The organism is Aggregatibacter sp. 2125159857 (assembly GCF_017798005.1).
Lineage (GTDB): Bacteria > Pseudomonadota > Gammaproteobacteria > Enterobacterales > Pasteurellaceae > Aggregatibacter.
This window is the reverse complement of record NZ_CP072548.1, coordinates 878,283-901,486: the sequence shown is the minus strand read 5'-3', so window position 1 is coordinate 901,486 and position 23,204 is coordinate 878,283. Positions and strand designations below refer to the sequence as shown.

Below are 23,204 nucleotides of genomic sequence, written 5' to 3'. Positions count from 1 at the left end.
AAAACATCTCAAAAAAACAACCGCACTTTAGATGAAAAAAGCCTGCTACAAAAGTAACAGGCTTCTCTTTATTTCAATTTTTCCAAGCGCGCTAGCAGCACGTCATCAGGTAATCGCTGAATTTTTCGGAGACGATAAATTAATAAAATAGCCGCTAAGGTTAAACTCACAATAAAGGCAATCCAAAACCCTTTTGCTGCAATGCCACCGGTAATGATCACATCAGTGCGCGCCAAAGTGTAACCCAGTGGCATGCCGACCACCCAGTAGCAAAATAGCGTGATGTACAAAATGGCCTTCGTGTCTTTATACCCACGCAACACGCCTCCAATAATCACTTGCACCGTGTCAGAAAATTGGTATAAGGCGGCAATTAATAATAAGGTGCCTGCCATGGCAATCACATCAATGTCTTTCACAAAAATAGCCGCGATATGCTCGCGCAAAACCACCGTTAAAAAGGCAGTCACGATCGCAACCGATAATCCCACCGCCAAGGCGGAATAGGCCACCAATTTTGCCCCATGCGGTGATTTTTCGCCTAACCGTTGCCCTACGAGGATCGTGGTTGCCATACCAATCGACATCGGCAACATAAAGATAAACGAACTGGTGTTTAAGGCAATTTGGTGGCTCGCCACCACATCAGCACCAAGGGGGGATAGAAATAATGAAGTCAACGCAAATAACGCCACTTCACAACAAAGCGCCATGGCGATAGGAAACCCAAGTTTCAGCAATTTTCTCAAGGTACGCACATTCGGACGTTCGATAATCTTGTCGAAGACCTTTAAATCACGTTGATTTCTCGCGCGCATGCAATAAGTCAACATGAGAAGACACATCGTCCAGTTCACGATTGCTGTCGCAATACCACAGCCCACCGCCCCAAATGCCGGAATACCGAGTTTGCCGTAAATGAAAATATAGTTAAGGGGAATGTTGAGCATTAAACCAAGGAAAGCAATCACCATGGCCGGCTTGGTTTTGGCAATACCGTCATTTAAACAACGAAAATTAATCATTAATAAATAACCCGGCAAGCCCCAAATCATAGCGTGTAAATAACCGCTTGTGATCTCTGCCAAACGTGGTTCCATATCCATGTTTTGCAAAACAACATCACTGTGATAAATCAATAAACCGAGGGGAATGCAGCTAAAGAACACAATCCAGATGCCTTGACGTACCTGATGAGCAATCCGCTTACGCTGACCGGAGCCATTCAAATAGGAAATGGTCGGGGGCAAGGCGAGTAACAACCCGTGTCCGAATAACACCAACGGCAACCAAATGGAGGCACCCACGGAAATGGCTGCCATGTCTGCTGCGCTCACGCGCCCTGCCATGATGGTATCCACCATCCCCATGGAATTTTGCACAATTTGTGCAAGCAAAATCGGTATGGCGATAGCAATTAATTTTTTGGCTTCAATATGATATTCTTTGACGAAGTTTACATTCATAAATAAATAGATTTCGAGGTCATTATGTTTACAGGCATTGTGCAAGGTACGGCACAAATTAAGGCTATTACAGAAGCGGCTAATTTTAGAACACACGTGGTGGAAATGCCACAAGAAATGCTGAAAGGATTACAAATCGGTGCGTCCGTTGCGCACAATGGCGTGTGTTTAACCGTCACGGAAATCAAAGGCAATTTGGTGAGTTTCGACTTAATGCAAGAAACCTTGAAAATCACTAATTTAGGCGCATTAAAGGCTGGTGATTTTGTCAATATCGAACGCGCCATGCAAATGGGCACAGAAATCGGCGGGCATATATTATCCGGCCATGTGTATTGCACCGCGGACATCGTTGAACGCATTCCTTCCGAAAACAACCTGCAAATTTGGTTCCAACTGCCGAATCAAGACATGATGAAATATGTGTTAACCAAAGGTTTTATTGCTGTGGACGGTATCAGTTTAACCATCGGTGAAGTCCGTGAACAAAGCTTCTGCGTCAACCTGATTCCGGAAACCATTCATCGTACGCTAATTGGCAAGAAAGCGGTGGGTGAAAAAGTCAATATTGAAATCGATCCGCAAACACAAGCTATCGTGGATACGGTGGAACGTTATTTGGCGCAGAAATAATCACAAAGTGCGGTCGAAAAAGACAACGTTTTTTAAGCTAGCTTTGCTTAGCGTGCCAAACGACCGCAAAAATTACACACATTTTCTTAAAATCACTTTACAAAGGATATAATTTATGCAAGCGAGACGAGACGAGACGAGACGAGACGACCAAGATTGTCGATGAAAATCACGCATTACAACAAGCATTTTTAAATGAATTAGATGAAAAACTTTGGGCATCTGCCGATAAACTCCGCCAACAACTTGATGCGGCTAACTATAAACACATCGTCCTTGGTCTGATCTTCTTAAAATACATTTCCGACAGTTTTACCCATCAACAAGCCAAAATTCAGACGGAACTAACCGATCCTGAAAACGCGCTTTATCTTGACCGCACTTTTTACGACACCGAAGAAGAATACCAAGAAACCTTAACCGCCGAACTGGAAAACCGCGACTACTACACCGCCGACAATGTGTTTTGGGTGCCGCAGCAAGCCCGTTGGGACGAGATTAAAGCCGTTTCCATCTTAAACATCGGTGCAGAATTACCTTGGGGCGGGAAATTTTCCGGCGTAGCAAAACTGATTGACGATGCCTTCGATGCCATTGAAAAAGACAACGAAAAACTGAAAGGCGTACTCCAACGCATCATCGGCTATGCCGTAAACGAGGACACCCTGCGCGGGCTGATTATCCTCTTTTCCGATACCAACTTTACCCGCCCGACTTACAACGGCGAGCCCGTGCATTTAGGCGCAAAAGACATTCTCGGCCATGTTTACGAATACTTCCTCGGTCGCTTTGCCCAAGCAGAAGGCAAACGCGGCGGCCAATATTTCACGCCCAAATCCATTGTTTCCCTGATTGTCGAAATGCTCAAGCCATACTCCGGCCGCGTGTATGACCCGGCTATGGGCAGCGGCGGCTTCTTCGTGCAAACCGAACGCTTTATCACCGCCCATCAAGGCAACATCAACAACGTGTCCATCTACGGGCAAGAATTCAACCCGACCACTTGGAAACTGGCGGCGATGAATATGGCGATTCGCGGCATTGATTACGACTTCGGCAAACACAACGCCGACAGCTTCACGCAACCGCAACACATCGACAAAAAGATGGATTTCATTATGGCAAACCCGCCATTCAATATCAGCGATTGGTGGAGCGAATCCCTGGCCGATGACCCACGTTGGGCATACGGCACGCCGCCCAAAGGCAACGCAAACTTCGCTTGGCTGCAACACATGATTTACCACCTCTCGCCCAACGGCAAAATGGCATTATTGCTTGCCAACGGCTCCATGAGCAGCCAAACCAACAATGAAGGCGAAATCCGCAAAGCCATCATCAATGCCGACTTGGTCGAATGTATGGTTGCCCTGCCCAGCCAGCTCTTCACCAATACCCAAATCCCCGCCTGTATTTGGTTTTTAAACCGCAACAAAAAGCGCAAAGGCGAAGTGTTATTTATCGATGCCCGCCAAATAGGCTACATGAAAGACCGCGTATTGCGTGACTTCACCGCTGACGACATCGCCAAAATTGCCGACACCCTCCATGCTTGGCAAACATCAGACGGCTATGAAGATCAAGCTGCTTTCTGCAAATCTGCGACTTTAGAAGAGATTGCGGGCAACGACTTCGTCCTCACACCGGGACGCTATGTCGGCACCGCAGAACAAGAAGACGACGGCGTGCCATTTGCAGAAAAAATGCAACATCTGACCGCGCTTTTGAAGGAACAATTTGCGAAAAGTGCAGAGTTGGAAGCGGAGATTAAGAAAAATTTAGGGGGATTGGGGTATGAGTGATTGGCAAATGGTAACATTAGAAGGTGTAACAGAAAGTATTAATACAGGATTAGATGCTATTCGTAGAGCTCCGATTGTTGAACATAAAACAAATTTACGTTGCTTGAGAATACAAGATATTTCTCAAAATAAGTCATTTGATAAATGGGGATATACTGAGGTTAAAGATACAGACTTCAAAAAATTTCAGCTTGTTCCTAACGATATTATTATGGCAAGAACTTGTTCTACAGGTATTTGCTATCTAGTAAAAGAAGAATTACCTGCCGTTTTTAATAATGGCTTAGCAAGAATACGTTTGAAAATAGAAAAAGTTGATCCGCAATTTATTTATTATGTTTTCAAGTCAAAACATTTTAGCGGTTATATTGATGGAATATCTGGTGGTACATCTGTTCAATTAAATATGAAAATTGGTGATTTATCGAAATACCAATTTAAGTTACCTCCACTTTCAGAACAAAAAGAAATTGCTAGAATTTTATCTGATTTAGATAAAAAAATAGAACTCAATACTCAAATCAACCAAACCTTGGAACAAATCGCCCAAGCCCTGTTTAAAAGCTGGTTTGTCGATTTCGATCCTGTGCGTGCCAAAGTCCAAGCGCTTTCAGACGGCCTTAGCCTTGAACAAGCAGAACTGGCAGCCATGCAGACAATCAGCGGAAAAACATCCGAAGAATTGACCACACTTTCACAAACACAGCCTGAACGCTACGCCGAATTAGCCGAAACCGCCAAAGCGTTTCCGTGTGAGATGGTGGTAGTTGATGGGGTGGAGGTGCCGAAGGGGTGGGAGGTTAAGCCTTTTGGTTCTCTTTTAGAAAATACAATCGGAGGGGATTGGGGTAAAGAGGAAGAAGACGAAAAACATACGGAAAATGTTTTTATCTTTAGAGGAACAGATCTTCCTAATATTCAAACAAATGAATTTGACGCAATCCCTAAACGATATATTACAAAAAATAAATTGAAAAGCCGTAAGGCAAAATATGGCGATATTATTATTGAAGTCTCAGGAGGAAGTAAAAACCAACCAACAGGGCGGTCATTGTTAATTACAAAAAATTTACTTTGTAACTTTGATCTTCCAGTTATTCCTGCTAGCTTTTGTAGATTATTTACACCAATCAATGAAAAAATTGCTGTATTGCTGGCTTGTCATTTAAAAATGATTTATACACAAGGAAAAACTTGGGAATATCAATTACAAAGTACAGGGATTAGCAATTTCCAAACAAAAAATTTTCTTGAAAATGAACTTATTGTTATTCCTGATGAAAATATATTCAATACCTTTTATGAAAAAGTAGGTGTTATCTTTGAAAAAATGACATCAAATGAAAATATGCTTTTAAGTAAAACAAGAGAGTTATTACTGCCTAGATTATTGAATGGAGATTTTTGTGCTCATGTGTAAAGTAACTAATATTGATAAAATTAATATCATTAATATATCAAATGTAGATTCAATAGAAGATTATATATTAGAAAAATACGATAACAACCAAGAAGGATTTCATTCAATCAAAATAGAAACAATGGAACAACTAAAAGTTTTAATTAATAGCATATATAATGACTCTCTAAAAATACCCTTTATTTTCAGAGGGCAACGAAATTCAAACTGGAAAATAACAAGCACATTGGAAAGAGAAATTACATCAGTATTTACACCTACAAGTGAAGATTATAATAAGATTGCAAAAGCACATTTAGCTAACGTTAAAAAATTGATAAGAGGAAAGGCTAACGTTCAATTCCTTCTTCTTAATGATTCTCCTGAAAATGATGAAGAACTTTGGGCGATTGGTCAACACTATAACTTAAAAACACCTTTAGTGGACTGGACAAAATTTTTTCAATGCTCTATTCTTTGCATTTCATAAACAAAAAAATGATACATCATATAGAGCTGTTTACAGATTAGCCTATAACTTTCAAAATATAGACAAAGAACATAAATATATTTATGAACCAAAGATAGATTACTATGGGAGAATCACAGCTCAACAAGGATTATTTACTTACTGGGGAATTGATTTTCATTTAAAAACATTAAAAGAGAAGTTATTTAATATACCTCAAATAAAATCGGAAGAAGATAAAAATGCAATAACCAGCATAATGATTAGAAAATATTATATTTCTGAGAATTTAAGAGATGAAATTTTAAAGCTACTTAATTTCTATGGTGTTACTGAAGAATATATATACCCTGACTTAGACGGAATAATTAATAAAGCTAATAATGATTTAGAAAAAATAATAATATCCTCTTTACCAAATAATCCACAAGGTTGATTTCACTTCTGCCAAATCTCCCCTATCCCCTCTTTGCTAAAGAGGGGGACTATTTGGAAGGTTTATTAGCTTCAAGCGGTCGAATTAACAGCAAAATTACTCATGAAAAACACCTAAACTAAAACTATGCTCAATACCATTCCCCTCTTTAGCAAAGAGGGGGGACTATTGGGGAGGTTTATTGGCTACAAGCGGTCGGATTAACAGAGAAATTACTCATAAAAAACACCTAAACTAAAATTACGCTCAATACCATTCCCCTCTTTAGCAAAGAGGGGGGACTATTGGGGAGGTTTATTGGCTACAAGCGGTCAGATTAACAGAGAAATTACTCATAAAAAACACCTAAACTAAAATTACGCTCAATACCATTCCCCTCTTTAGCAAAGAGGGGTTAGGGGAGATTTAAAGCCAAACACGCTCAGGAATCTATGATGCTCAATAAAAACATCACCATAGACAAATCCGTCAAATCGCCTTAGTATTTGCCTTATATTTTAAGGCAAATAGAAGAGGGAATCGCTGTATGATGAATGAGAAATATATTTGGCAACAGAAAAATTGGACAACATGGAATTATGATTTAACCGCATTACTGCCTTTGCTCAATCAAGCGCACTATCAGCAAGGACGACTATTTGGTCGTTTATGGGATATTGGCTTTGAGGAATTGGCACAACTGGGTCTGCAATCGCTGACGCATAGCATCGTCAAAAGCAGTGAAATTGAAGGGGAATGGCTGAATCCTCAATCAGTGCGTTCTTCCCTTGCGCGTCGTCTTGGCGTTGAAATCGGCGGTTTATTGCCAGTGGATCGAGCCGTTGAAGGCATCGTCGAAATGACCCTCGATGCTACGACCAATGTAGATACACCCTTGACATTAGAACGCTTATTTGCATGGCACGCTGCGCTTTTTCCGACCGGTTATAGCGGAATGTCGAAAATTAACGTTGCGGCATTGCGCGATGACAAACAGGGCGCAATGCAGGTGATTTCCGGCAACATTGGAAAGCAAAAAATCCATTTTGAAGCCCCACCGGCAGAAACACTAGACGTTGAAATGCAACGTTTTTTAGCTTGGATTAATCGCGAAGAAAAAGGTGATCCCTTTATTAAAGTGGCGATTGCCCATTTGTGGTTTTTGACGTTACATCCTTTTGAAGATGGCAATGGACGTATTGCCCGTGCGATTGCGGATTTTTTACTGGCAAAAACAGAAAAAAACGCTCCGCGTTTTTATAGTCTTTCCGCACAAATTCAAAAAGTGCGGTCGGATTATTATGAGATTTTAGAAAATACGCAAAAAGGCTTCACAAATATAACAACGTGGATTGCATGGTTCATTCAAAATATGATTGAGGCAATGCATGCTACCCAAGAGACCTTAGATCAGGTGTTAGCCAAACATCGTTATTGGCAAAAATGGCGAAAATTCGATTTAAACGAACGACAACGCAAGGTATTAAATCGTTTATTGGATGATTTTGAAGGCAATTTAACCAATAAAAAATATGCCGCATTAACGAAAGTTTCGCGCGATACGGCACTGCGCGATCTCACGGATTTAGTTGCAAAAAACATTTTGCGTGCAAGTGGCGGCGGACGAAGCCTGTATTACGAAATCGTGCCGTAGAAAACTTGGAGGGTTAAAGTCCCCTTACAAGGGCTAATGAACCATAAGGCTGATTTCACTTCTGCCAAATCTCCCCTAACCCCTCTTTGCTAAAGAGGGGGATTTGAGCGAAGGTTGATTGGTTAAATGTGGTCGGATGAATAAATATTTGGTGGGCTAAAGTGCACCTTACAAGGACTCATGAGCCACAAAGCTAATTTCACTTCCACCAAATCTTCCCTACCCCTCTTTGCTAAAGAGGGGGATTGAATCGAGGGTAATTTGAATTTTGGTTTACTACTTTAATATGCGATGAGAGATTGAAATTTTCTTAGATTAGCAATGAGCCAGTTGCCGGCAATTTACTCAAGAAATCCTCCTCTTTAGCAAAGAGGGGTAGGGGAGATTTGGCAGTATCAATAAACGAAGAAATTAATCCATTAGCTCCCCAAAGACAGCAAATACACAAAAGGAACACCTATGCTCAACGAAAACGACATCGAACAACTCACCATTCAACGCCTACAATCCCTCGGTTGGGAATATCGCTATGGTAAAGACTTGCCTGTTCATGAAGGCGAGTTTGCCCGTGGCGATTTGAGCGGCGTAGTCTTTATTGAGCAACTGCGTGAGGCGGTGCGTAAACTTAATCCGCAACTGCCTGAAAGTGCGGTTGATTCTGTGGTGAAATCCGCGACGAAAACCGATATCGGCGACTTGGTGGTGCGTAATCAGGCGTTTTATAAACTGTTGCGTGATGGCGTGCGGGTGGAATACCAGGCAAACGGTGAGCAAAAAATAGAAATGGCGCGCTTGGTGGATTTTGAGCAGGTGAAGAACAACCGCTTTGTTGCCGTCAATCAGCTGGAAATCCGCAGCCGTAAAGGGGGCAAACGGATTCCCGATATTATCGGCTTTGTCAATAGTCTGCCCTTGGTGGTATTTGAGCTCAAAAATCCGCTGCGTGAATCGGCAGATTTATTGCAGGCATTTAATCAGTTTGAAACCTATAAAGATGAGATTGCCGAGCTGTTTGTTTACAACCAAGCCCTGATTATTTCAGACGGCATTGCCGCACGCTTGGGCTCGCTTTCGGCAGATTTCCAACGCTTTACACCGTGGAAAGTGGTGGATGAAAAAAATCAAAGCGCGCGCTTATATTTTGACGATGAATTGCAAAGCCTGCTCAATGGCTTGATGAAGCCTGAGGATTTATTGGACTATATCCGCTATTTCGTCTTATTTGAGCGGGATTCCAATGGTAAAACCATTAAAAAAATCGCGGCATACCATCAATATTACGGCGTAAATGAAGCGGTCGATTCCACTCTTTTTGCGACTTCGGAAAAAGGCGACCACCGCATTGGCGTGATGTGGCATACGCAGGGTTCGGGTAAATCTATTTCCATGTTGTTTTATGCCGGCAAACTGCTTGCGCAGCCTGAATTGAAAAATCCTACCATTGTGGTGGTCACCGACCGCAACGATTTGGACGGTCAGCTTTTCCAAACCTTTTCTTCAGGCAAAGATTTAATCAAACAAACACCGCAACAAGTGGAAGACAGCGATCAACTGCGCCAACTGCTCGCGCAAAATGAAGTCGGCGGCGTGTTTTTTACGACGATTCAGAAATTCGCCCTAAATGAGGAAGAAAGCTGCTTCCCTGTTTTAAATGAGCGCAGCAATATTATTGTAATCAGCGATGAGGCACACCGCAGCCAATATGGCTTTACGCAAAAATTGCATAAAGGCAAATTTCAGGCAGGCTACGCCCGCCATTTGCGCGATGCGCTACCTAATGCTTCGTTTATCGGTTTTACCGGTACGCCGATTAGCCTAGAAGATAAGGACACGCAAGATGTGTTTGGGCGTTATGTGTCGATTTATGACTTGCAAGATGCGGTGGAAGATGGCGCAACGGTGCCGATTGTGTATGAAGCGCGCCAAATCCGCTTAAACGAAAAAGAACACGATGAACTATTCAAAGAAATTGATGATTTGCTGGAAGAGGAGCAATCCCCTGCCCTGCGTTTGCAGGAAAAATTGCTGGGTTCGCAAGCCCGCCTTGCCGATTTAGCCGCAGATTTTGTGCAGCATTTTGCCAAACGCAATGAAGTGGTCGATAGCAAAGCAATGATAGTGGTTTCCAGTCGTCAGATTTGCGTGGACTTATACAATGAAATCATCAAACTGCGTCCTGAATGGCATTCGGACAATATTAACGAAGGGGCGATTAAAATTGTGATGACAGGTTCTGCTTCCGATGCGCCGGAAATGCAGAAACACGTTTACAGTAAACAGGAAAAACAAACGCTGGAACGCCGCTTTAAAGACCCAAACGATCCGCTGAAAGTGGTGATTGTGCGCGATATGTGGCTGACGGGCTTTGATGCGCCTTGTTGTAATACGATGTATATCGACAAGCCGATGCAGGGGCATAACCTGATGCAGGCGATTGCTCGGGTTAACCGTGTATTCCGTAATAAAAGCCGAGAAAATGGCGGCTTGATTGTGGATTATGTAGGCATTGCTGACGAGCTCAAAAAAGCCACCCGGCAATACACCAATTCGCAAGGCAAGGGCAAGCTGACGGATAGCGTGATTGATGTGTTCTTTAAAATGAAAGAGCATTTAGAATTTGTGCGTAGCCTGTTTGCAACGCCGGTTGAAGGGAAAACGTTTGATGTTCAAGCCGCCTTAGAGAAGGACGAACCACATGAATTACTAATGGCGATTCGTTTTGCCGCCAACCATATTTTAAGTCTTGATCAATTACCTTTTGATGGCAAAGCGCACGAGCAACATTGGTTTGATAAAAAAGAAGCCGAGCCTCGCAAAAAAGCCTTTTTGAAAGCGGCTGGCTTGGTGAAAAAAGGTTATATGCTATGTGGTGCCTTAGCGGAAGTCGAGCCATACAACCAAGAGATTGCCTTTTATGATGCCGTGCGTGCCATTCTCACTAAGCGCGAACAAAACGGCACGGGCACAAATGAAAGACAGATTTTATTAAAAAAATTGGTCAATCAAACCGTCTATTCCGAAGGCGTCATTGATTTATTTGATCTGCTGGAAAAACCGCAGCCACAAATCAGCCTGCTTTCCGAAGAGTTTTTACAGACCATCAAAAACAGCCCGACGAAGAATTTATGGGTCAGCGCAATGGAGCGGTATTTGGCAAGCGAAATCAAAGCCAAATCAGGTGCAAACCTCACCTTGCAAAAAGACTTTGAGCAACGTTTGAAAGAAGCCTTAAACCAATATCACAACCACAATTTAAGCGTGGTAGAAATTTTGGATGAGCTCTTCAAAATGAGCCAAGACTTCCAAGAACGCTTAGCTTTAGGTGAAAAGTTAGGCTTGAAAAAAGAAGAATTGGCATTCTATGAAGCACTTGCACAAAACCAAAGCGCACGGGAACTGATGGGCGATGAAGTGCTTTCCAAACTAGCCAAAGAAATTACTGATACATTAAAACGCTCAGTTACGATTGACTGGCAATACAAAGAAGGCGTTCGTGCCAAAATGCGTATTCTCGTGAAACGCGCCTTGCAACGCTACAAATATCCGCCGGATAAACAAGAAGAAGCCGTGAGCTATGTGATTAAGCAAGCGGAAGAAATTGCAGAAGAATTAGCCCAGTAAGGGTCTATACTTCACAAACCTTCAAGGGGCGTGTGAAAACCGGTAACCGTGTTTATTTTCATATCACTATTTTAGTGAATTGTAGCGTGCAACTTGTTGCACGAAATCGCGAATGCCTGAAAGCGTTAAATAACGTTCCTTGCGTAATTTGGTCGTGCATCAAGATGCACGCTACGAACGAAATCGTGAATGCCTGAAAGAATTAAATAACGTTCCGTGCGTTATTTGGTTGTGCATCAAGATGCACGATACGCATGAAATCGTAAATTACGTACCGAAGTTAATTATTCGTGCAACAAGTTGCACGCTACGAGGGGTTAAATAATCGTCCTATATGTTGAGTTTCGGTTGTCAGCCTTGTTCATTATGTAGCGAGGATTTTTTTCTGTTCATCGCTTAAGCTATTTGGCGCCATACGCATAGCCTATGGCTTTTACAGCCAGACTTTGGCTGGCTATAATAAAACGGCTGAAAAATCCACCGCACTTTTAAAATACACTTTTCGGCGTATCAAAAAGTGCGGTCAGTTTTGTTAAAATTCGTTCACCTACCTTGCTTATTTTTTTATTGTTCTTAAGCCCATAAATGGCGATAATACACCGCTTATACGAACGAATTGAACGCTATGACACATTACATTCTACTGATCATCGGCACGGCATTGATTAATAACTTCGTGCTGGTCAAATTTCTCGGACTCTGCCCTTTTATGGGTGTCTCAAAAAAAATTGAAACCGCTATCGGCATGGGCTTGGCAACAACCTTTGTGCTGACAGTGGCGGCGCTTTGCTCCTATTTAGTGGATAATTATATTCTCGCGCCATTAAACGCAACATTTTTACGTACACTCGTTTTTATTTTAGTCATCGCCGTAGTGGTGCAATTTACTGAAATGGCGATTCACAAAACCAGCCCAACTTTATATCGTTTACTGGGCATTTTCCTGCCGCTTATTACCACCAACTGTGCCGTGCTTGGCGTGGCGTTGTTAAACGTGAATCTTGCGCATAATTTAACGGAATCGGTGGCTTACGGCTTTGGTGCCTCTGCCGGTTTTGCCTTAGTTTTAGTCTTATTTGCCGCATTGCGTGAACGCTTGGTTGCCGCTGATGTGCCGATGCCATTTCGTGGTGCCTCTATCGCCTTGATTACGGCAGGCTTAATGTCTCTCGCCTTCATGGGCTTTACCGGATTGGTGAAACTATAATGGCGACTTTCTATTATGTTCTCATTGCCATTGTTGTATTGGCGCTGATTTTCGGCGCCATTTTGGGCTTTGCATCCGTAAAACTGAAAGTCGAAGCAGATCCCATTGTCGAAAAAATCGATGCGATTTTACCGCAAAGCCAATGTGGACAATGTGGCTATCCCGGTTGCAGACCCTATGCAGAAGCCATTGCCAACGGAGACGTAATTACGAAATGTATTCCGGGCGGCAGACCCACTGTCATTAAAATCGCCGAATTGCTTGGCGTTGAACCGCCGGAGACCGATAATTTAGCCGAAGATCCTGCGCCGAAAGTCGCCTTTATTGATGAAAATATGTGTATCGGCTGCACCAAATGCATTCAGGCTTGTCCGGTAGATGCCATTATCGGTAGCAATAAACTCATGCACACGATTATTCCTGATTTATGTACCGGTTGCGAGCTTTGTGTTGCGCCCTGCCCGACCAGCTGTATTTCCATGATTAAAGTCGAAAAAAATATTGATACTTGGGATTGGAAATTCGATCCTAATCTAGTGATTCCGATTGTTGATACCACATCGGCAGAGAAGAAAATCATTGTGGGGAAATAAATGGCGGATGTATTAACACGTTTTAACAGTGGCAAACTTTGGGAATTTGACGGTGGTATTCACCCGCCGGATATGAAGTCCCAATCCAACGGCACACCCATTCGCACGCTACCCTTGCCCGATGATTTTTATGTGCCGGTAAAACAACACGCCGGTCGTGCAGGAAACCTGTTGGTAAAACCTGGGGATCAGGTTCTCAAAGGACAACCTCTGACACAAGGCGATGGCTTACAAAGTTTACCTGTTCATGCCCCCACCTCCGGTACAGTGATTGATATCGCGCCTTATGTCGCGCCACATCCATCCGGATTGACAGAAACCTGCGTACATATTCAAGCAGATGGCTTGGATCAATGGCGACCACAAATGCCAATCGAGGATTTTTTCACCCAAACGCGGGAACAGCTCATTGAAAAAATTTATCAAGCAGGCATCGCTGGCTTGGGTGGCGCGGTATTCCCGACAGCCGCCAAAATTCACTCTGCTGAAAAACAGGTCAAACTGCTGATTATTAACGGGGCAGAATGTGAACCCTACATCACCTGCGACGATCGCTTAATGCGCGATCGTGCCGATGAAATCATCGAGGGCGTGCGTATTCTGCGTTATATTTTGCGCCCTGAAAAAGTCGTTATCGCCATAGAAGACAATAAATTAGAAGCAGTCTCCGCCTTAGAACATGCATTACATGGCGCGAATGATATTGAAATCCGTGTTATTCCAACAAAATATCCGTCCGGTGCGGCAAAACAACTCATTCAAGTGCTAACAGGTATGGAAGTGCCAAGCGGACAACGCTCTTCTAGCATTGGCGTGCTCATGCAAAATGTAGGAACCGCCTTTGCCATTAAACGCGCCGTACTTGATGATGAGCCTTTAATCGAGCGCGTTGTTACCCTCACCGGCGATAAAATTCCTAATAAAGGCAATTATTGGGCTCGCTTTGGCACACCGATTTCTCATTTATTGCGTGAAACCGGCTACCAATATGACGACCGTTTCCCAGTCTTCATGGGCGGTCCAATGATGGGTGTCATTCTACCTGATTTAAATGCGCCGATGACCAAAGTGGCAAACTGCTTATTGGCACCGGATCATTTTGAATATGCGCCACCGGAACCGGAAAAAAGCTGTATTCGCTGCTCTGCCTGTTCCGATGCTTGCCCGGTAAAACTGATGCCGCAGCAACTCTATTGGTTTGCCCGCAGTGAAAATCACGAAAAATCGGAAGAATATTCTCTCAAAGACTGTATTGAATGTGGTGTGTGTGCCTATGTTTGCCCAAGCCACATTCCGCTTATTCAATATTTCCGCCAAGAAAAAGCCAAAATTTGGGAAATTAAACATAAAGCAAAATTAGCAGAAGAAGCGAAGATCCGTTTTGAACAACGCCAAGCCCGCCTAGAACGGGAAGAACAAGAACGCAAAGCGCGTTCTCAACGCGCTGCCGCAGCACGCCGTGAGGAATTAGCACAGCAAAAAGGCGTCGATCCGGTCGCCGCTGCCTTAGAACGCTTAAAAGCGAAAAAGGCCGAGTCTGCAGAAAATACGCAAATTGAGCAAAAAACCCTTATTGATGAAAAAGGTCACATTCAGCCTGACAATCGCGACATCATGGCACAACGCAAGGCGCGCCGATTAGCCCGTCAAGCGGAAGCCGTAGCCTCTGCCGAACCCGCAACAGACCAAAGTGCGGTTCAAATTTCAGATGAAAATCCGGCAGACACGGATCCGCGCAAAGCTGCGATTGCTGCCGCGCTCGCACGCGCCAAAGCAAAAAAAGCGGCGCAGCAAGGGGAAACCGTAACCTCTGCCGAACCGGCTACAGACCAAAGTGCGGTTCAAATTTCAGATGAAAATCCGGCAGAAGCGGATCCACGTAAAGCTGCCATTGCGGCTGCGATCGCGCGTGCTAAAGCGAAAAAAGTAGCGCAGCAAGGAGAAAACGTAGCATCTGCCGAACCGGCAACAGTCCAAAGTGCGGTTCAAATTTCAGATGAAAATACAGCGGAAACAGATCCACGCAAAGCTGCCATTGCGGCTGCGATCGCGCGTGCTAAAGCGAAAAAAGCGGCGCAGCAAGGGGAAAACGTAGCCTCTGCCGAACCTGAAACAACCCAAAGTGCGGTTCAAATTTCAGATGAAAATCCGGCAGACACGGATCCGCGCAAAGCTGCCATTGCTGCTGCAATCGCACGTGCTAAAGCGAAAAAAGCCGCTCAGCAAGGGGAAAACGTAGCCTCTGCCGAACCGGCAACAGACCAAAGTGCGGTTCAAATTTCAGATGAAAATCCGGCAGACACGGATCCGCGCAAAGCTGCCATTGCTGCCGCGATCGCACGCGCCAAAGCGAAAAAAGCCGCTCAGCAAGGGGAAACCGTAGCCTCTACCGAACCGGCAACAGCTCAAAGTGCAGTTCAAATTTCAGATGAAAACCCGGCAGACACGGATCCGCGCAAAGCTGCCATTGCCGCCGCGATCGCACGTGCTAAAGCGAAAAAAGCGGCGCAGCAAGCCCAACAAAATGAACAGCATTAAGGAATCACCCATGTTTAAGATGATAAGTTCACCCCATACTCATTCGGGAAAACTCACCATGCGAATTATGCTTTGGGTGATGTTAGCCATGCTGCCGGCGATTGCATTACAAGTGCATTACTTCGGCGTTGGCGTGCTGATTCAAGCCGCCTTGGCAATCAGTTTTGCTTTGGTGCTGGAATTGTTGGTGACTTTTTTACGCAAACAACCGACCTTGAGTTACCTTTCCGATTTGAGTGTAATTTTGACCGCACTGATTCTTGCGGTGGCGATTCCGCCTTATGCGCCTTATTGGATTATTCTTATTGGCACATTTTGTGCGGTGATTTTGGGCAAGCACGTTTATGGCGGATTAGGGCAAAATCCCTTTAACCCGGCTATGGTAGGGTATGTAGTGTTGTTGACCTCATTCCCATTGCAAATGACGACTTGGATGCCGGCGATTCAACTTCTGCCGGAACCGCCAACCTTTGCCGATGCCTTACAATTGATTTTTCATGGTTTAACCACCGATGGTTTTAGCTTACACCAATTAACCGCCTCCATTGACGGCATGACACAAGCCACGCCGCTGGATACCACGAAATTGTTTTACGCCACACAGGCTTCCGATCACAATATCAGTTCGGTTTATGCCGACTTAGTGAAATTACCGATATTTACCCAAAACGGTTGGGATTTTTCGCAAGGTTGGTGGCAAATCAATTTCGCCTTTTTACTGGGTGGAATTTTCTTAATCCTGAAAAAAGCCATTCACTGGCACATTCCCGTGGCAATGTTAAGCAGCTTTACCCTTTTGAGTCTGTTAACCGAACTCTTCTCAACGAGTGGTCACTTAAGCACGGCAAGCCAACTCTTCAGCGGTGCCATGATGTTCGGCGCATTCTTTATCGCCACTGATCCGGTTACGGCTTCGATTACGCCGAAAGGCAAATTGGTATTTGGTGCATTGGTGGGATTATTCGTTTATTTAATTCGGTTTTATGGCAACTACCCTGACGGCGTGGCATTTGCCGTCTTACTCAGCAACATTTGCGTGCCGTTAATTGATCATTACACCCGACCACGGGTCGCCGGTCATCGCGGATAAGGAGGACATCATGCAAGCAATTAAAATTACCTCCAAATACGGCGTGTTATTGGCTTTTGTGGCATTTTGTTGCACAGCAATTTCGAGCGGCGTTTATTTTCTCACGAAAGATAAAATCGATCAGGCAATGCAAGCGCAACAACGGGCGTTATTATTACAAGTGATTCCACAGGACTATTTTACGAATGATTTAACGCAAGATTGCTACATGCCGAAAAACCACGCTTTACAAAACGTAGATATTCAGAAAATCTGTATGGCAAAAAAAGACGGCAAAATCACCGCTTATGCTTTTGAAAGCGTGGCGCATGACGGTTACTCCGGTGATATTCGTATTTTAGTCGGCATGAAGCCGGACGGCGAAGTGCTTGGTGTGCGCATTACGGAACACCATGAAACGCCAGGCTTGGGCGATAAAATCGAAACGCGTATTTCCAATTGGATTTTGAGCTTTGATCATCAAGTCATCAGCCAAGAGAAAGCGGCAGAATGGGCAGTCAAAAAAGACGGCGGTAAATTCGATCAATTCGCCGGAGCGACAATCACGCCACGCGCTGTGGTCAACCAAGTAAAACGGGCTGCACTTGCCATGTTGGATAACTTGCCGAAAGAGAAAGAATAATGAATAAACGAGATGAAATAACTGAAACGCCGGCAGAAAGCCAATCTGTCGAAAATAAAAGTGCGGTGACAATTTCAAATGAAAAAAGCATTTGGAAAACCATTTTCGTTCAAGGTATTTGGACGAATAACTCCACGGTGGTGCAATTGCTGGGATTGTGTCCGCTACTTGCTGTGTCCAATACGGCAACGAATGCCCTGGGTTTAGGGTTAGCCACCATGCTGGTACTCACCTGTACCAATACGGTCATATCGATTTTTCGTCAACATATTCCCAACGAAATTCGGATTCCGATTTACGTCATGATCATTGCCACGACGGTTACTGTGGTGCAGTTACTGATGAATGCTTATACTTACCCGCTTTACCAATCACTCGGTATTTTTATTCCGCTGATTGTGACCAACTGTATTGTGATCGGGCGGGCGGAAGCCTTTGCCTCAAAGAACAGTATCGCCCATTCTGCCTTTGATGGTTTTTCCATGGGATTAGGGATGTTATGCGGCTTGGTCGCATTAGGTGCCCTACGTGAAGCTATTGGCAATGGTACGTTATTTGACGGCATCGAAAACTTATTGGGCAACTGGGCAGCATTTATGCGAATTGAATTTTTCCATAGCGACAGTAATCTGCTACTGGCAATTTTGCCCCCCGGTGCATTTATCGGTTTAGCGTTGCTATTAGCGTTAAAAAACATCATAGATACAAAAAAGTAGTTTAAAAATAAATAATGCTCAGATAATTCGTCCCCATCTAATTTGCCTGAGCGACTGAGAATTTTTAGGAAAATTTAGCTTGTTTGAGCAACCTAGTTGCGAGTTCTAAATTTTCCGTAAAGAAAATTCTCACCAAGCTCAGACAAGCAAATTAGCTTGGGGTGTGTTTTTTGCTACTTTTTTGCACAAGCAAAAAAGTAGAAGGAAAAGTATGAATAAAGAAAAAAGAATTGAAATTCTAAAACGTCTGCGTGCTGCCAATCCGCACCCAACCACGGAACTGAATTTTAGCTCGCCCTTTGAATTATTAATTGCCGTGATTTTGTCAGCACAAGCCACTGACAAAGGGGTAAATAAAGCGACAGATAAACTCTTTCCTGTCGCCAATACACCGCAAGCGATTTTGGCTTTGGGCGTGGATGGTTTGAAGGAATACATCAAAACGATTGGCCTATTTAATAGCAAAGCAGAAAATATCATCAAAACCTGCCGTGATTTAATTGAAAAACACCACGGTGAAGTACCTGAAGATCGCGAAGCGTTAGAAGCCCTTGCCGGCGTAGGAAGAAAAACGGCTAATGTGGTATTAAATACCGCATTTGGACATCCGACTATCGCCGTGGATACCCATATTTTTCGCGTCTGTAACCGTACCGGCTTTGCGCCCGGCAAAGATGTGGTGAAAGTCGAAGAAAAATTGATAAAAGTGGTTCCTGCCGAATTTAAGGTAGATGTACACCACTGGTTAATTTTGCATGGACGATATACTTGCGTAGCGCGCAAACCTCGCTGCGGTGCGTGCATCATTGAAGATCTGTGCGAATATAAAAATAAAACAGAATATTAAAAATACAGGAAAACTTATGACAACACCAAAATCAGAGCGACAAACCTGGTCCAGTCGTTTAACTTATGTGCTTACCGTTGCCGGCGCAACTGTCGGTTTTGGCGCAACATGGCGCTTTCCCTATTTAGTGGGAGAAAACGGTGGCGGTGCCTATGTCTTGCTATTTTGCATTGCGATGATTGTCATTGGTATTCCAATGATTTTAGTAGAAAACGTGATTGGCCGTCGTTTACGGGTCAACTCTATTGATGCCTTTGGCGATAAAATTTTAGATAAAGGCAAAGGAATTTCTAAATATTGGAAACTGCTTGGTTATATGGGGCTTCTCGGTGCGTTCGGGATCATGGCGTATTACATGGTACTTGGCGGCTGGGTGATTACCTATATCATTAATCTCATCAGCGGTACGCTTGATATTTCTGCGCCCATCACCAAAGATGTCGCAAAAGATTTCTACGATTTACACATCAGTAACAGCCCGGTTGAAATCATTATTTACACCGCACTTTTTGTACTCGTCAATTACATTATTTTGGCAAAAGGCATTATCGGCGGCATTGAACGCTCCGTGAAATACTTAATGCCATTACTGTTTATTTTCTTGATTGGCATGGTTATTCGTAATATTACCTTGCCGGGGGCAATGGAAGGCATCACCTTTTATCTCAAACCGGATTTTTCTAAAATTACCCCCAAATTATTTGTGTTCGTGTTGGGACAAGTTTTCTTCGCTTTAAGCTTAGGTTTTGGCGTATTAATCACCCTTTCCAGCTACTTAAATAAAGAAGAAAATTTAATCCAGACGGCGGTAATCACCGGTTTCACTAACACCATTATTGCCGTGTTAGCCGGCTTTATGATTTTCCCGTCCTTGTTTACCTTTGGCATTGAACCGAATGCCGGCCCAACATTGGTATTCCAAAGTTTGCCGATTGTGTTCTCCCATTTATGGGCAGGTAAATTCTTTGCAATTATCTTCTTTGGCTTATTGCTTATCGCTGCTTTAACGACATCTATCACCATTTACGAAGTGATCATCACGGCCTTACAAGAAAAACTCAGAATGCGCCGTAGCAAAGCCATTATTCTAACGCTCAGCGGAATTTTTCTCTTGGGCAACGTGCCGTCTATTTTAGGGGATAATCTTTGGAAAGACGTCACCTTCTTCGGCAAAAGCATTTTCGATGCCTTTGATTTCGTCAGTGGCAATATTCTGTTTATGCTTACCGCGCTTGGTTGCGCACTTTTCGTGGGTTTCGTGTTAAAAGACGAAGCGAAAAAAGAACTGTCTCCAACGCCGGATTCTACTTTTACCAAACTTTGGTTTAACTATGTGAAATTTGTCGTACCGTTTATTATTTTGGTCATTTTTATCAGCAATTTACTTTAAGTGAGATCAAAGTCCGCTCAACACCGAGCAGGCTTTGTTTTATGCGCATAAATGCAATAGATCCCCATGATGATCACGGTTTATTAAGTAAAAAAAAGTGCCTCATAAGAGGCACTACTCGGAAAGCAAAATATGTTTGGCTATTTTTATAGCACTTGTTTTTATAGGGTTAAGCATACTCAACGCCACCTAACAACGCAAACGCTTATTTACAAATTTGTGAACTAACTCACGCTTTTAAATGATTTATTTTCACCAAACAGCGTCGCGTGATATTTAGCTTTCTCACGATAAGCCTCCCCCATCCAAACGGAGAAACCCCATGCAGATTTTTAACAACGGTAAATACAAAAGCCTCCTTGCGGCAGAATCCGGTGAGCTTGCGGAAATTGCTCAAACCGTGCAAAAAGACAAGGATTTTCGACCGCACTTTCATATTGAGCCTCCAACCGGACTGATGAACGATCCTAACGGTCTCATCTTTGATGGTGAGAAATATCACCTTTTTTATCAATGGTTTCCTTTTGATGCCATACACGGTATGAAACATTGGAAGCATTTAATCACCAAGGATTTCCAACATTATCAATCCGCTGACGATCTCATTCCTTGTGAGCTTTTTGAATCTCACGGCTGTTATTCCGGTGGCGCGTTAAAAGTCGGTGATAAATTAGCTATGTTCTACACGGGCAACACCCGTCGTCCAAGTGATAATCAACGTGTCCCTTACCAAAATTTAGCCATTTTCGATCTTGATGGAAAATTGCTCAGTAAACGTCCGTTAATTGAAAATGCGCCTGAAGGTTATACGGAACACGTTCGCGACCCGAAACCTTATTTCACCGAAAACGGTAAAATCCGTTTTATCTGCGGTGCACAACGGGAAAATCTCACCGGCACGGCGATTATTTTTGAAATGGACAACCTTGAAGATACACCGCGTTTGCTGGGAGAGCTTTCCTTACCCGCGTTTGATAATACCAATGTGTTTATGTGGGAATGCCCTGATTTGTTGAAACTGGGCGATAAAGATGTGTTTATTTGGTCGCCTCAGGGCAAAGATCGTGAAGCGCATCAATTCCAAAATAATTACCATGCAACTTATGCCGTGGGGAAATTAACGGAGTTAACCTTTGAAGCAGACTATATCGATGAATTAGATCAAGGCTTTGACTTCTATGCCCCACAAACTTTCGCCGGTTTAGACAATAAGACCCAAGCCGTACTTTTCGGTTGGGTCGGTTTGCCAGATTTAACCTATCCAACGGACAAATTCAAATGGCATTCCGCCTTAACCCTGCCGAGAGAATTACGCTTAGAAGGCACCAAAATCTATCAACGCCCGATCGCAAAAACCTATGAAAATCTGACCGCACTTTCGACGCTTCATCTTGATAGAAACGCTGAAATTGCCGATTTAGATCAGGCTTATGTAAAATTTGAAGCCCATAATCAAGCCTTTGATTTGACGTTTTTCCAAAATAAACAAGGACAATCATTGCGCCTTTCTTATAAAAACGGATTGGTTTGCTTAGATCGCAGCCAAAACGAGCAAACCGAACTCATGGAAAAATTCGGTAGCAAACGTTTCTGTGAAATTGAGAATCTACAAACGGTGGAAATTTTCTTTGATCGTTCGATTGTGGAAATTTTCTTTAATCATGGTGAAAAAGCCATGACATCAAGATTTTTCATTGAAAACAGAAAAAATACTATGACCGGTAGTCGCCCATTGGATTTAATGGTGGGCTATTTGCCAGTCATTCATTTTATTTAAAGGAAATCGGCGCCTTAAGCAAATGCCGCTTGGTGTTCAATGAGTTGCGCTTTGGTTAAGGCGAATACGCCCACGCCGCCATTGGCAAGTTCAAGCCAGTTAAACGGCACTTGTGGGAATTGTTCAATTAAATGCACCATGCTGTTGCCCACTTCGCAGACTAATACGCCATCGTCCGCTAAGTAATTCGGTGCTAGGCGTAGGATTTCTTTGGTGATAGTTAACCCATCATTGCCGGAGCCGAGAGCCATTTCCGGTTCGTAGTGAAATTCCTCCGGCATATCGGAGAGATCTTCTAGATCTACATAAGGTGGGTTAGTGACAATAAGATCATACTGTTCTTCCAATAAACGGGAGAATAAATCCGACTGAATCGGGAAGACGCGGTACGTTAAGTTGTAGCGTTCAATGTTGATTTCAGCAACATTTAACGCATCAAAAGAGAGATCAACGGCATCCACATCTGCGTCAGGGAAGCGCTCCGCACAGGCGATCGCAATACAGCCGCTGCCAGTACACATATCTAAAATACGTTGTGGTTCACGTGTTAATACGCCGGCGAATCCTTGTTCAATCAAGGCACTGATGGGAGAGCGTGGCACAATCACGCGTTCATCCACATAAAACTCTAAGCCGCAGAACCAAGCACGGTGAATTAAGTAAGCGACAGGAATGCGCTTTTCAATGCGGATGATGACCAAACGGATGATTTCGAGCTTTTCTGCCGTCGTGAGTCGGGTGTCATACAATTCGCTTGGGAAATCTGGCGGTAGGTGCAAGGTAGCTAAGACCAATTGTTGTGCTTCATCCCAAGCATTGTCGTAGCCGTGTCCGTAGTAAATGTCGGCACGATTGAAGGTGCTATAGCACCAACGCAGGAAATCTTTGATCGTGTGCAGTTCTTCTTGCACGTTGGCGGAATAAATATCGTCAATAAGTTCCTGATTAAAGGTAATTTGGTTCAT

17 protein-coding genes are annotated in these 23,204 nt (G+C 43.6%); 15 read left to right on the top strand and 2 right to left on the bottom strand.

The features are described 5' to 3' along the window. Positions 1 to 68 precede the first annotated feature (68 nt). A complete protein-coding gene (locus J5X96_RS04560) occupies positions 69 to 1,466 on the bottom strand; it encodes an MATE family efflux transporter (protein ID WP_209364554.1) in 1,398 nt (465 codons plus the stop codon). A gap of 24 nt (positions 1,467 to 1,490) precedes the next feature. On the opposite strand from J5X96_RS04560, the gene J5X96_RS04555 reads away from it, so the two are divergent. The 15 genes from J5X96_RS04555 (at position 1,491) to J5X96_RS04485 (ending at position 22,239) form a co-directional block, all read left to right on the top strand. Continuing rightward, positions 1,491 to 2,099 carry a riboflavin synthase subunit alpha gene (locus J5X96_RS04555; RefSeq protein ID WP_209364552.1) on the top strand — a complete coding sequence of 203 codons (609 nt, stop codon included), beginning with the start codon at positions 1,491 to 1,493 and terminating at the stop codon, positions 2,097 to 2,099. An 80-nt stretch (positions 2,100 to 2,179) separates the two neighbouring features. Further along, positions 2,180 to 3,901, top strand: a complete 1,722-nt coding sequence (locus tag J5X96_RS04550) for a type I restriction-modification system subunit M (protein WP_245193488.1) — start codon at positions 2,180 to 2,182, stop codon at positions 3,899 to 3,901. Continuing rightward, on the top strand, positions 3,894 to 5,321 hold the full coding sequence (locus tag J5X96_RS04545) for a restriction endonuclease subunit S (protein WP_021616745.1): 1,428 nt from the start codon (positions 3,894 to 3,896) through the stop codon (positions 5,319 to 5,321). The genes J5X96_RS04550 and J5X96_RS04545 overlap by 8 nt, the downstream gene beginning before the upstream one ends. Beyond that, a complete protein-coding gene (locus J5X96_RS04540; protein WP_209364547.1) occupies positions 5,314 to 5,790 on the top strand; it encodes an FRG domain-containing protein in 477 nt (158 codons plus the stop codon). The genes J5X96_RS04545 and J5X96_RS04540 overlap by 8 nt, the downstream gene beginning before the upstream one ends. A 944-nt stretch (positions 5,791 to 6,734) precedes the next feature. Next, a complete protein-coding gene (locus J5X96_RS04535) occupies positions 6,735 to 7,838 on the top strand; it encodes a Fic family protein (RefSeq protein ID WP_209364766.1) in 1,104 nt (367 codons plus the stop codon). A gap of 459 nt (positions 7,839 to 8,297) precedes the next feature. Beyond that, a complete protein-coding gene (locus J5X96_RS04530; protein ID WP_021616614.1) occupies positions 8,298 to 11,459 on the top strand; it encodes a type I restriction endonuclease subunit R in 3,162 nt (1,053 codons plus the stop codon). A 625-nt stretch (positions 11,460 to 12,084) separates the two neighbouring features. After that, the gene (gene rsxA / locus J5X96_RS04525) at positions 12,085 to 12,666 is read left to right on the top strand and encodes an electron transport complex subunit RsxA (protein WP_209364546.1); all 582 of its coding nucleotides are present in this window, start codon (positions 12,085 to 12,087) and stop codon (positions 12,664 to 12,666) included. Then, the gene (gene rsxB, locus J5X96_RS04520) at positions 12,666 to 13,259 is read left to right on the top strand and encodes an electron transport complex subunit RsxB (protein ID WP_209364544.1); all 594 of its coding nucleotides are present in this window, start codon (positions 12,666 to 12,668) and stop codon (positions 13,257 to 13,259) included. The genes rsxA and rsxB overlap by 1 nt, the downstream gene beginning before the upstream one ends. Beyond that, positions 13,260 to 15,797 (top strand): electron transport complex subunit RsxC, encoded by a 2,538-nt coding sequence (gene rsxC / locus J5X96_RS04515; protein WP_209364543.1) that lies wholly within the window; start codon positions 13,260 to 13,262, stop codon positions 15,795 to 15,797. 10 nt (positions 15,798 to 15,807) lie between these two features. Beyond that, on the top strand, positions 15,808 to 16,887 hold the full coding sequence (gene rsxD / locus J5X96_RS04510) for an electron transport complex subunit RsxD (RefSeq protein ID WP_209364542.1): 1,080 nt from the start codon (positions 15,808 to 15,810) through the stop codon (positions 16,885 to 16,887). Between the two features lie 10 nt (positions 16,888 to 16,897). Beyond that, on the top strand, positions 16,898 to 17,509 hold the full coding sequence (gene rsxG, locus J5X96_RS04505) for an electron transport complex subunit RsxG (RefSeq protein ID WP_209364541.1): 612 nt from the start codon (positions 16,898 to 16,900) through the stop codon (positions 17,507 to 17,509). Then, positions 17,509 to 18,225 carry an electron transport complex subunit E gene (locus J5X96_RS04500; protein WP_245193480.1) on the top strand — a complete coding sequence of 239 codons (717 nt, stop codon included), beginning with the start codon at positions 17,509 to 17,511 and terminating at the stop codon, positions 18,223 to 18,225. Before rsxG ends, J5X96_RS04500 begins: the two co-directional genes overlap by 1 nt. Before the next feature lie 211 nt (positions 18,226 to 18,436). After that, complete coding sequence (gene nth / locus J5X96_RS04495; RefSeq protein ID WP_021616606.1) at positions 18,437 to 19,072, top strand: endonuclease III; 636 nt, start codon at positions 18,437 to 18,439, stop codon at positions 19,070 to 19,072. 16 nt (positions 19,073 to 19,088) lie between these two features. Then, positions 19,089 to 20,462 (top strand): sodium-dependent transporter, encoded by a 1,374-nt coding sequence (locus J5X96_RS04490; protein ID WP_209364540.1) that lies wholly within the window; start codon positions 19,089 to 19,091, stop codon positions 20,460 to 20,462. A 322-nt stretch (positions 20,463 to 20,784) separates the two neighbouring features. Next, entirely contained in the window at positions 20,785 to 22,239 is a 1,455-nt protein-coding gene (locus tag J5X96_RS04485) for a glycoside hydrolase family 32 protein (protein ID WP_209364539.1), read from the top strand. A gap of 14 nt (positions 22,240 to 22,253) precedes the next feature. On the opposite strand, the gene prmB is transcribed toward J5X96_RS04485, so the two are convergent. Next, positions 22,254 to 23,204 (bottom strand): 50S ribosomal protein L3 N(5)-glutamine methyltransferase, encoded by a 951-nt coding sequence (gene prmB, locus J5X96_RS04480; protein WP_209364538.1) that lies wholly within the window; start codon positions 23,202 to 23,204, stop codon positions 22,254 to 22,256.

What these genes read in the sequence shown, in the direction of transcription:
- rsxA (WP_209364546.1), top strand. Translation starts at nt 12,085, where the DNA reads ATGACACATTACATTCTACTGATCATCGGCACGGCATTGATTAATAAC.
- J5X96_RS04530 (WP_021616614.1), top strand. Translation starts at nt 8,298, where the DNA reads ATGCTCAACGAAAACGACATCGAACAACTCACCATTCAACGCCTACAA.
- J5X96_RS04485 (WP_209364539.1), top strand. Translation starts at nt 20,785, where the DNA reads ATGCAGATTTTTAACAACGGTAAATACAAAAGCCTCCTTGCGGCAGAA.
- rsxC (WP_209364543.1), top strand. Translation starts at nt 13,260, where the DNA reads ATGGCGGATGTATTAACACGTTTTAACAGTGGCAAACTTTGGGAATTT.
- nth (WP_021616606.1), top strand. Translation starts at nt 18,437, where the DNA reads ATGAATAAAGAAAAAAGAATTGAAATTCTAAAACGTCTGCGTGCTGCC.
- rsxD (WP_209364542.1), top strand. Translation starts at nt 15,808, where the DNA reads ATGTTTAAGATGATAAGTTCACCCCATACTCATTCGGGAAAACTCACC.
- rsxG (WP_209364541.1), top strand. Translation starts at nt 16,898, where the DNA reads ATGCAAGCAATTAAAATTACCTCCAAATACGGCGTGTTATTGGCTTTT.
- J5X96_RS04560 (WP_209364554.1), bottom strand. Translation starts at nt 1,466, where the DNA reads ATGAATGTAAACTTCGTCAAAGAATATCATATTGAAGCCAAAAAATTA.
- prmB (WP_209364538.1), bottom strand. Translation starts at nt 23,204, where the DNA reads ATGAACCAAATTACCTTTAATCAGGAACTTATTGACGATATTTATTCC.
- rsxB (WP_209364544.1), top strand. Translation starts at nt 12,666, where the DNA reads ATGGCGACTTTCTATTATGTTCTCATTGCCATTGTTGTATTGGCGCTG.
- J5X96_RS04500 (WP_245193480.1), top strand. Translation starts at nt 17,509, where the DNA reads ATGAATAAACGAGATGAAATAACTGAAACGCCGGCAGAAAGCCAATCT.
- J5X96_RS04490 (WP_209364540.1), top strand. Translation starts at nt 19,089, where the DNA reads ATGACAACACCAAAATCAGAGCGACAAACCTGGTCCAGTCGTTTAACT.
- J5X96_RS04545 (WP_021616745.1), top strand. Translation starts at nt 3,894, where the DNA reads ATGAGTGATTGGCAAATGGTAACATTAGAAGGTGTAACAGAAAGTATT.
- J5X96_RS04535 (WP_209364766.1), top strand. Translation starts at nt 6,735, where the DNA reads ATGAATGAGAAATATATTTGGCAACAGAAAAATTGGACAACATGGAAT.
- J5X96_RS04540 (WP_209364547.1), top strand. Translation starts at nt 5,314, where the DNA reads ATGTGTAAAGTAACTAATATTGATAAAATTAATATCATTAATATATCA.
- J5X96_RS04555 (WP_209364552.1), top strand. Translation starts at nt 1,491, where the DNA reads ATGTTTACAGGCATTGTGCAAGGTACGGCACAAATTAAGGCTATTACA.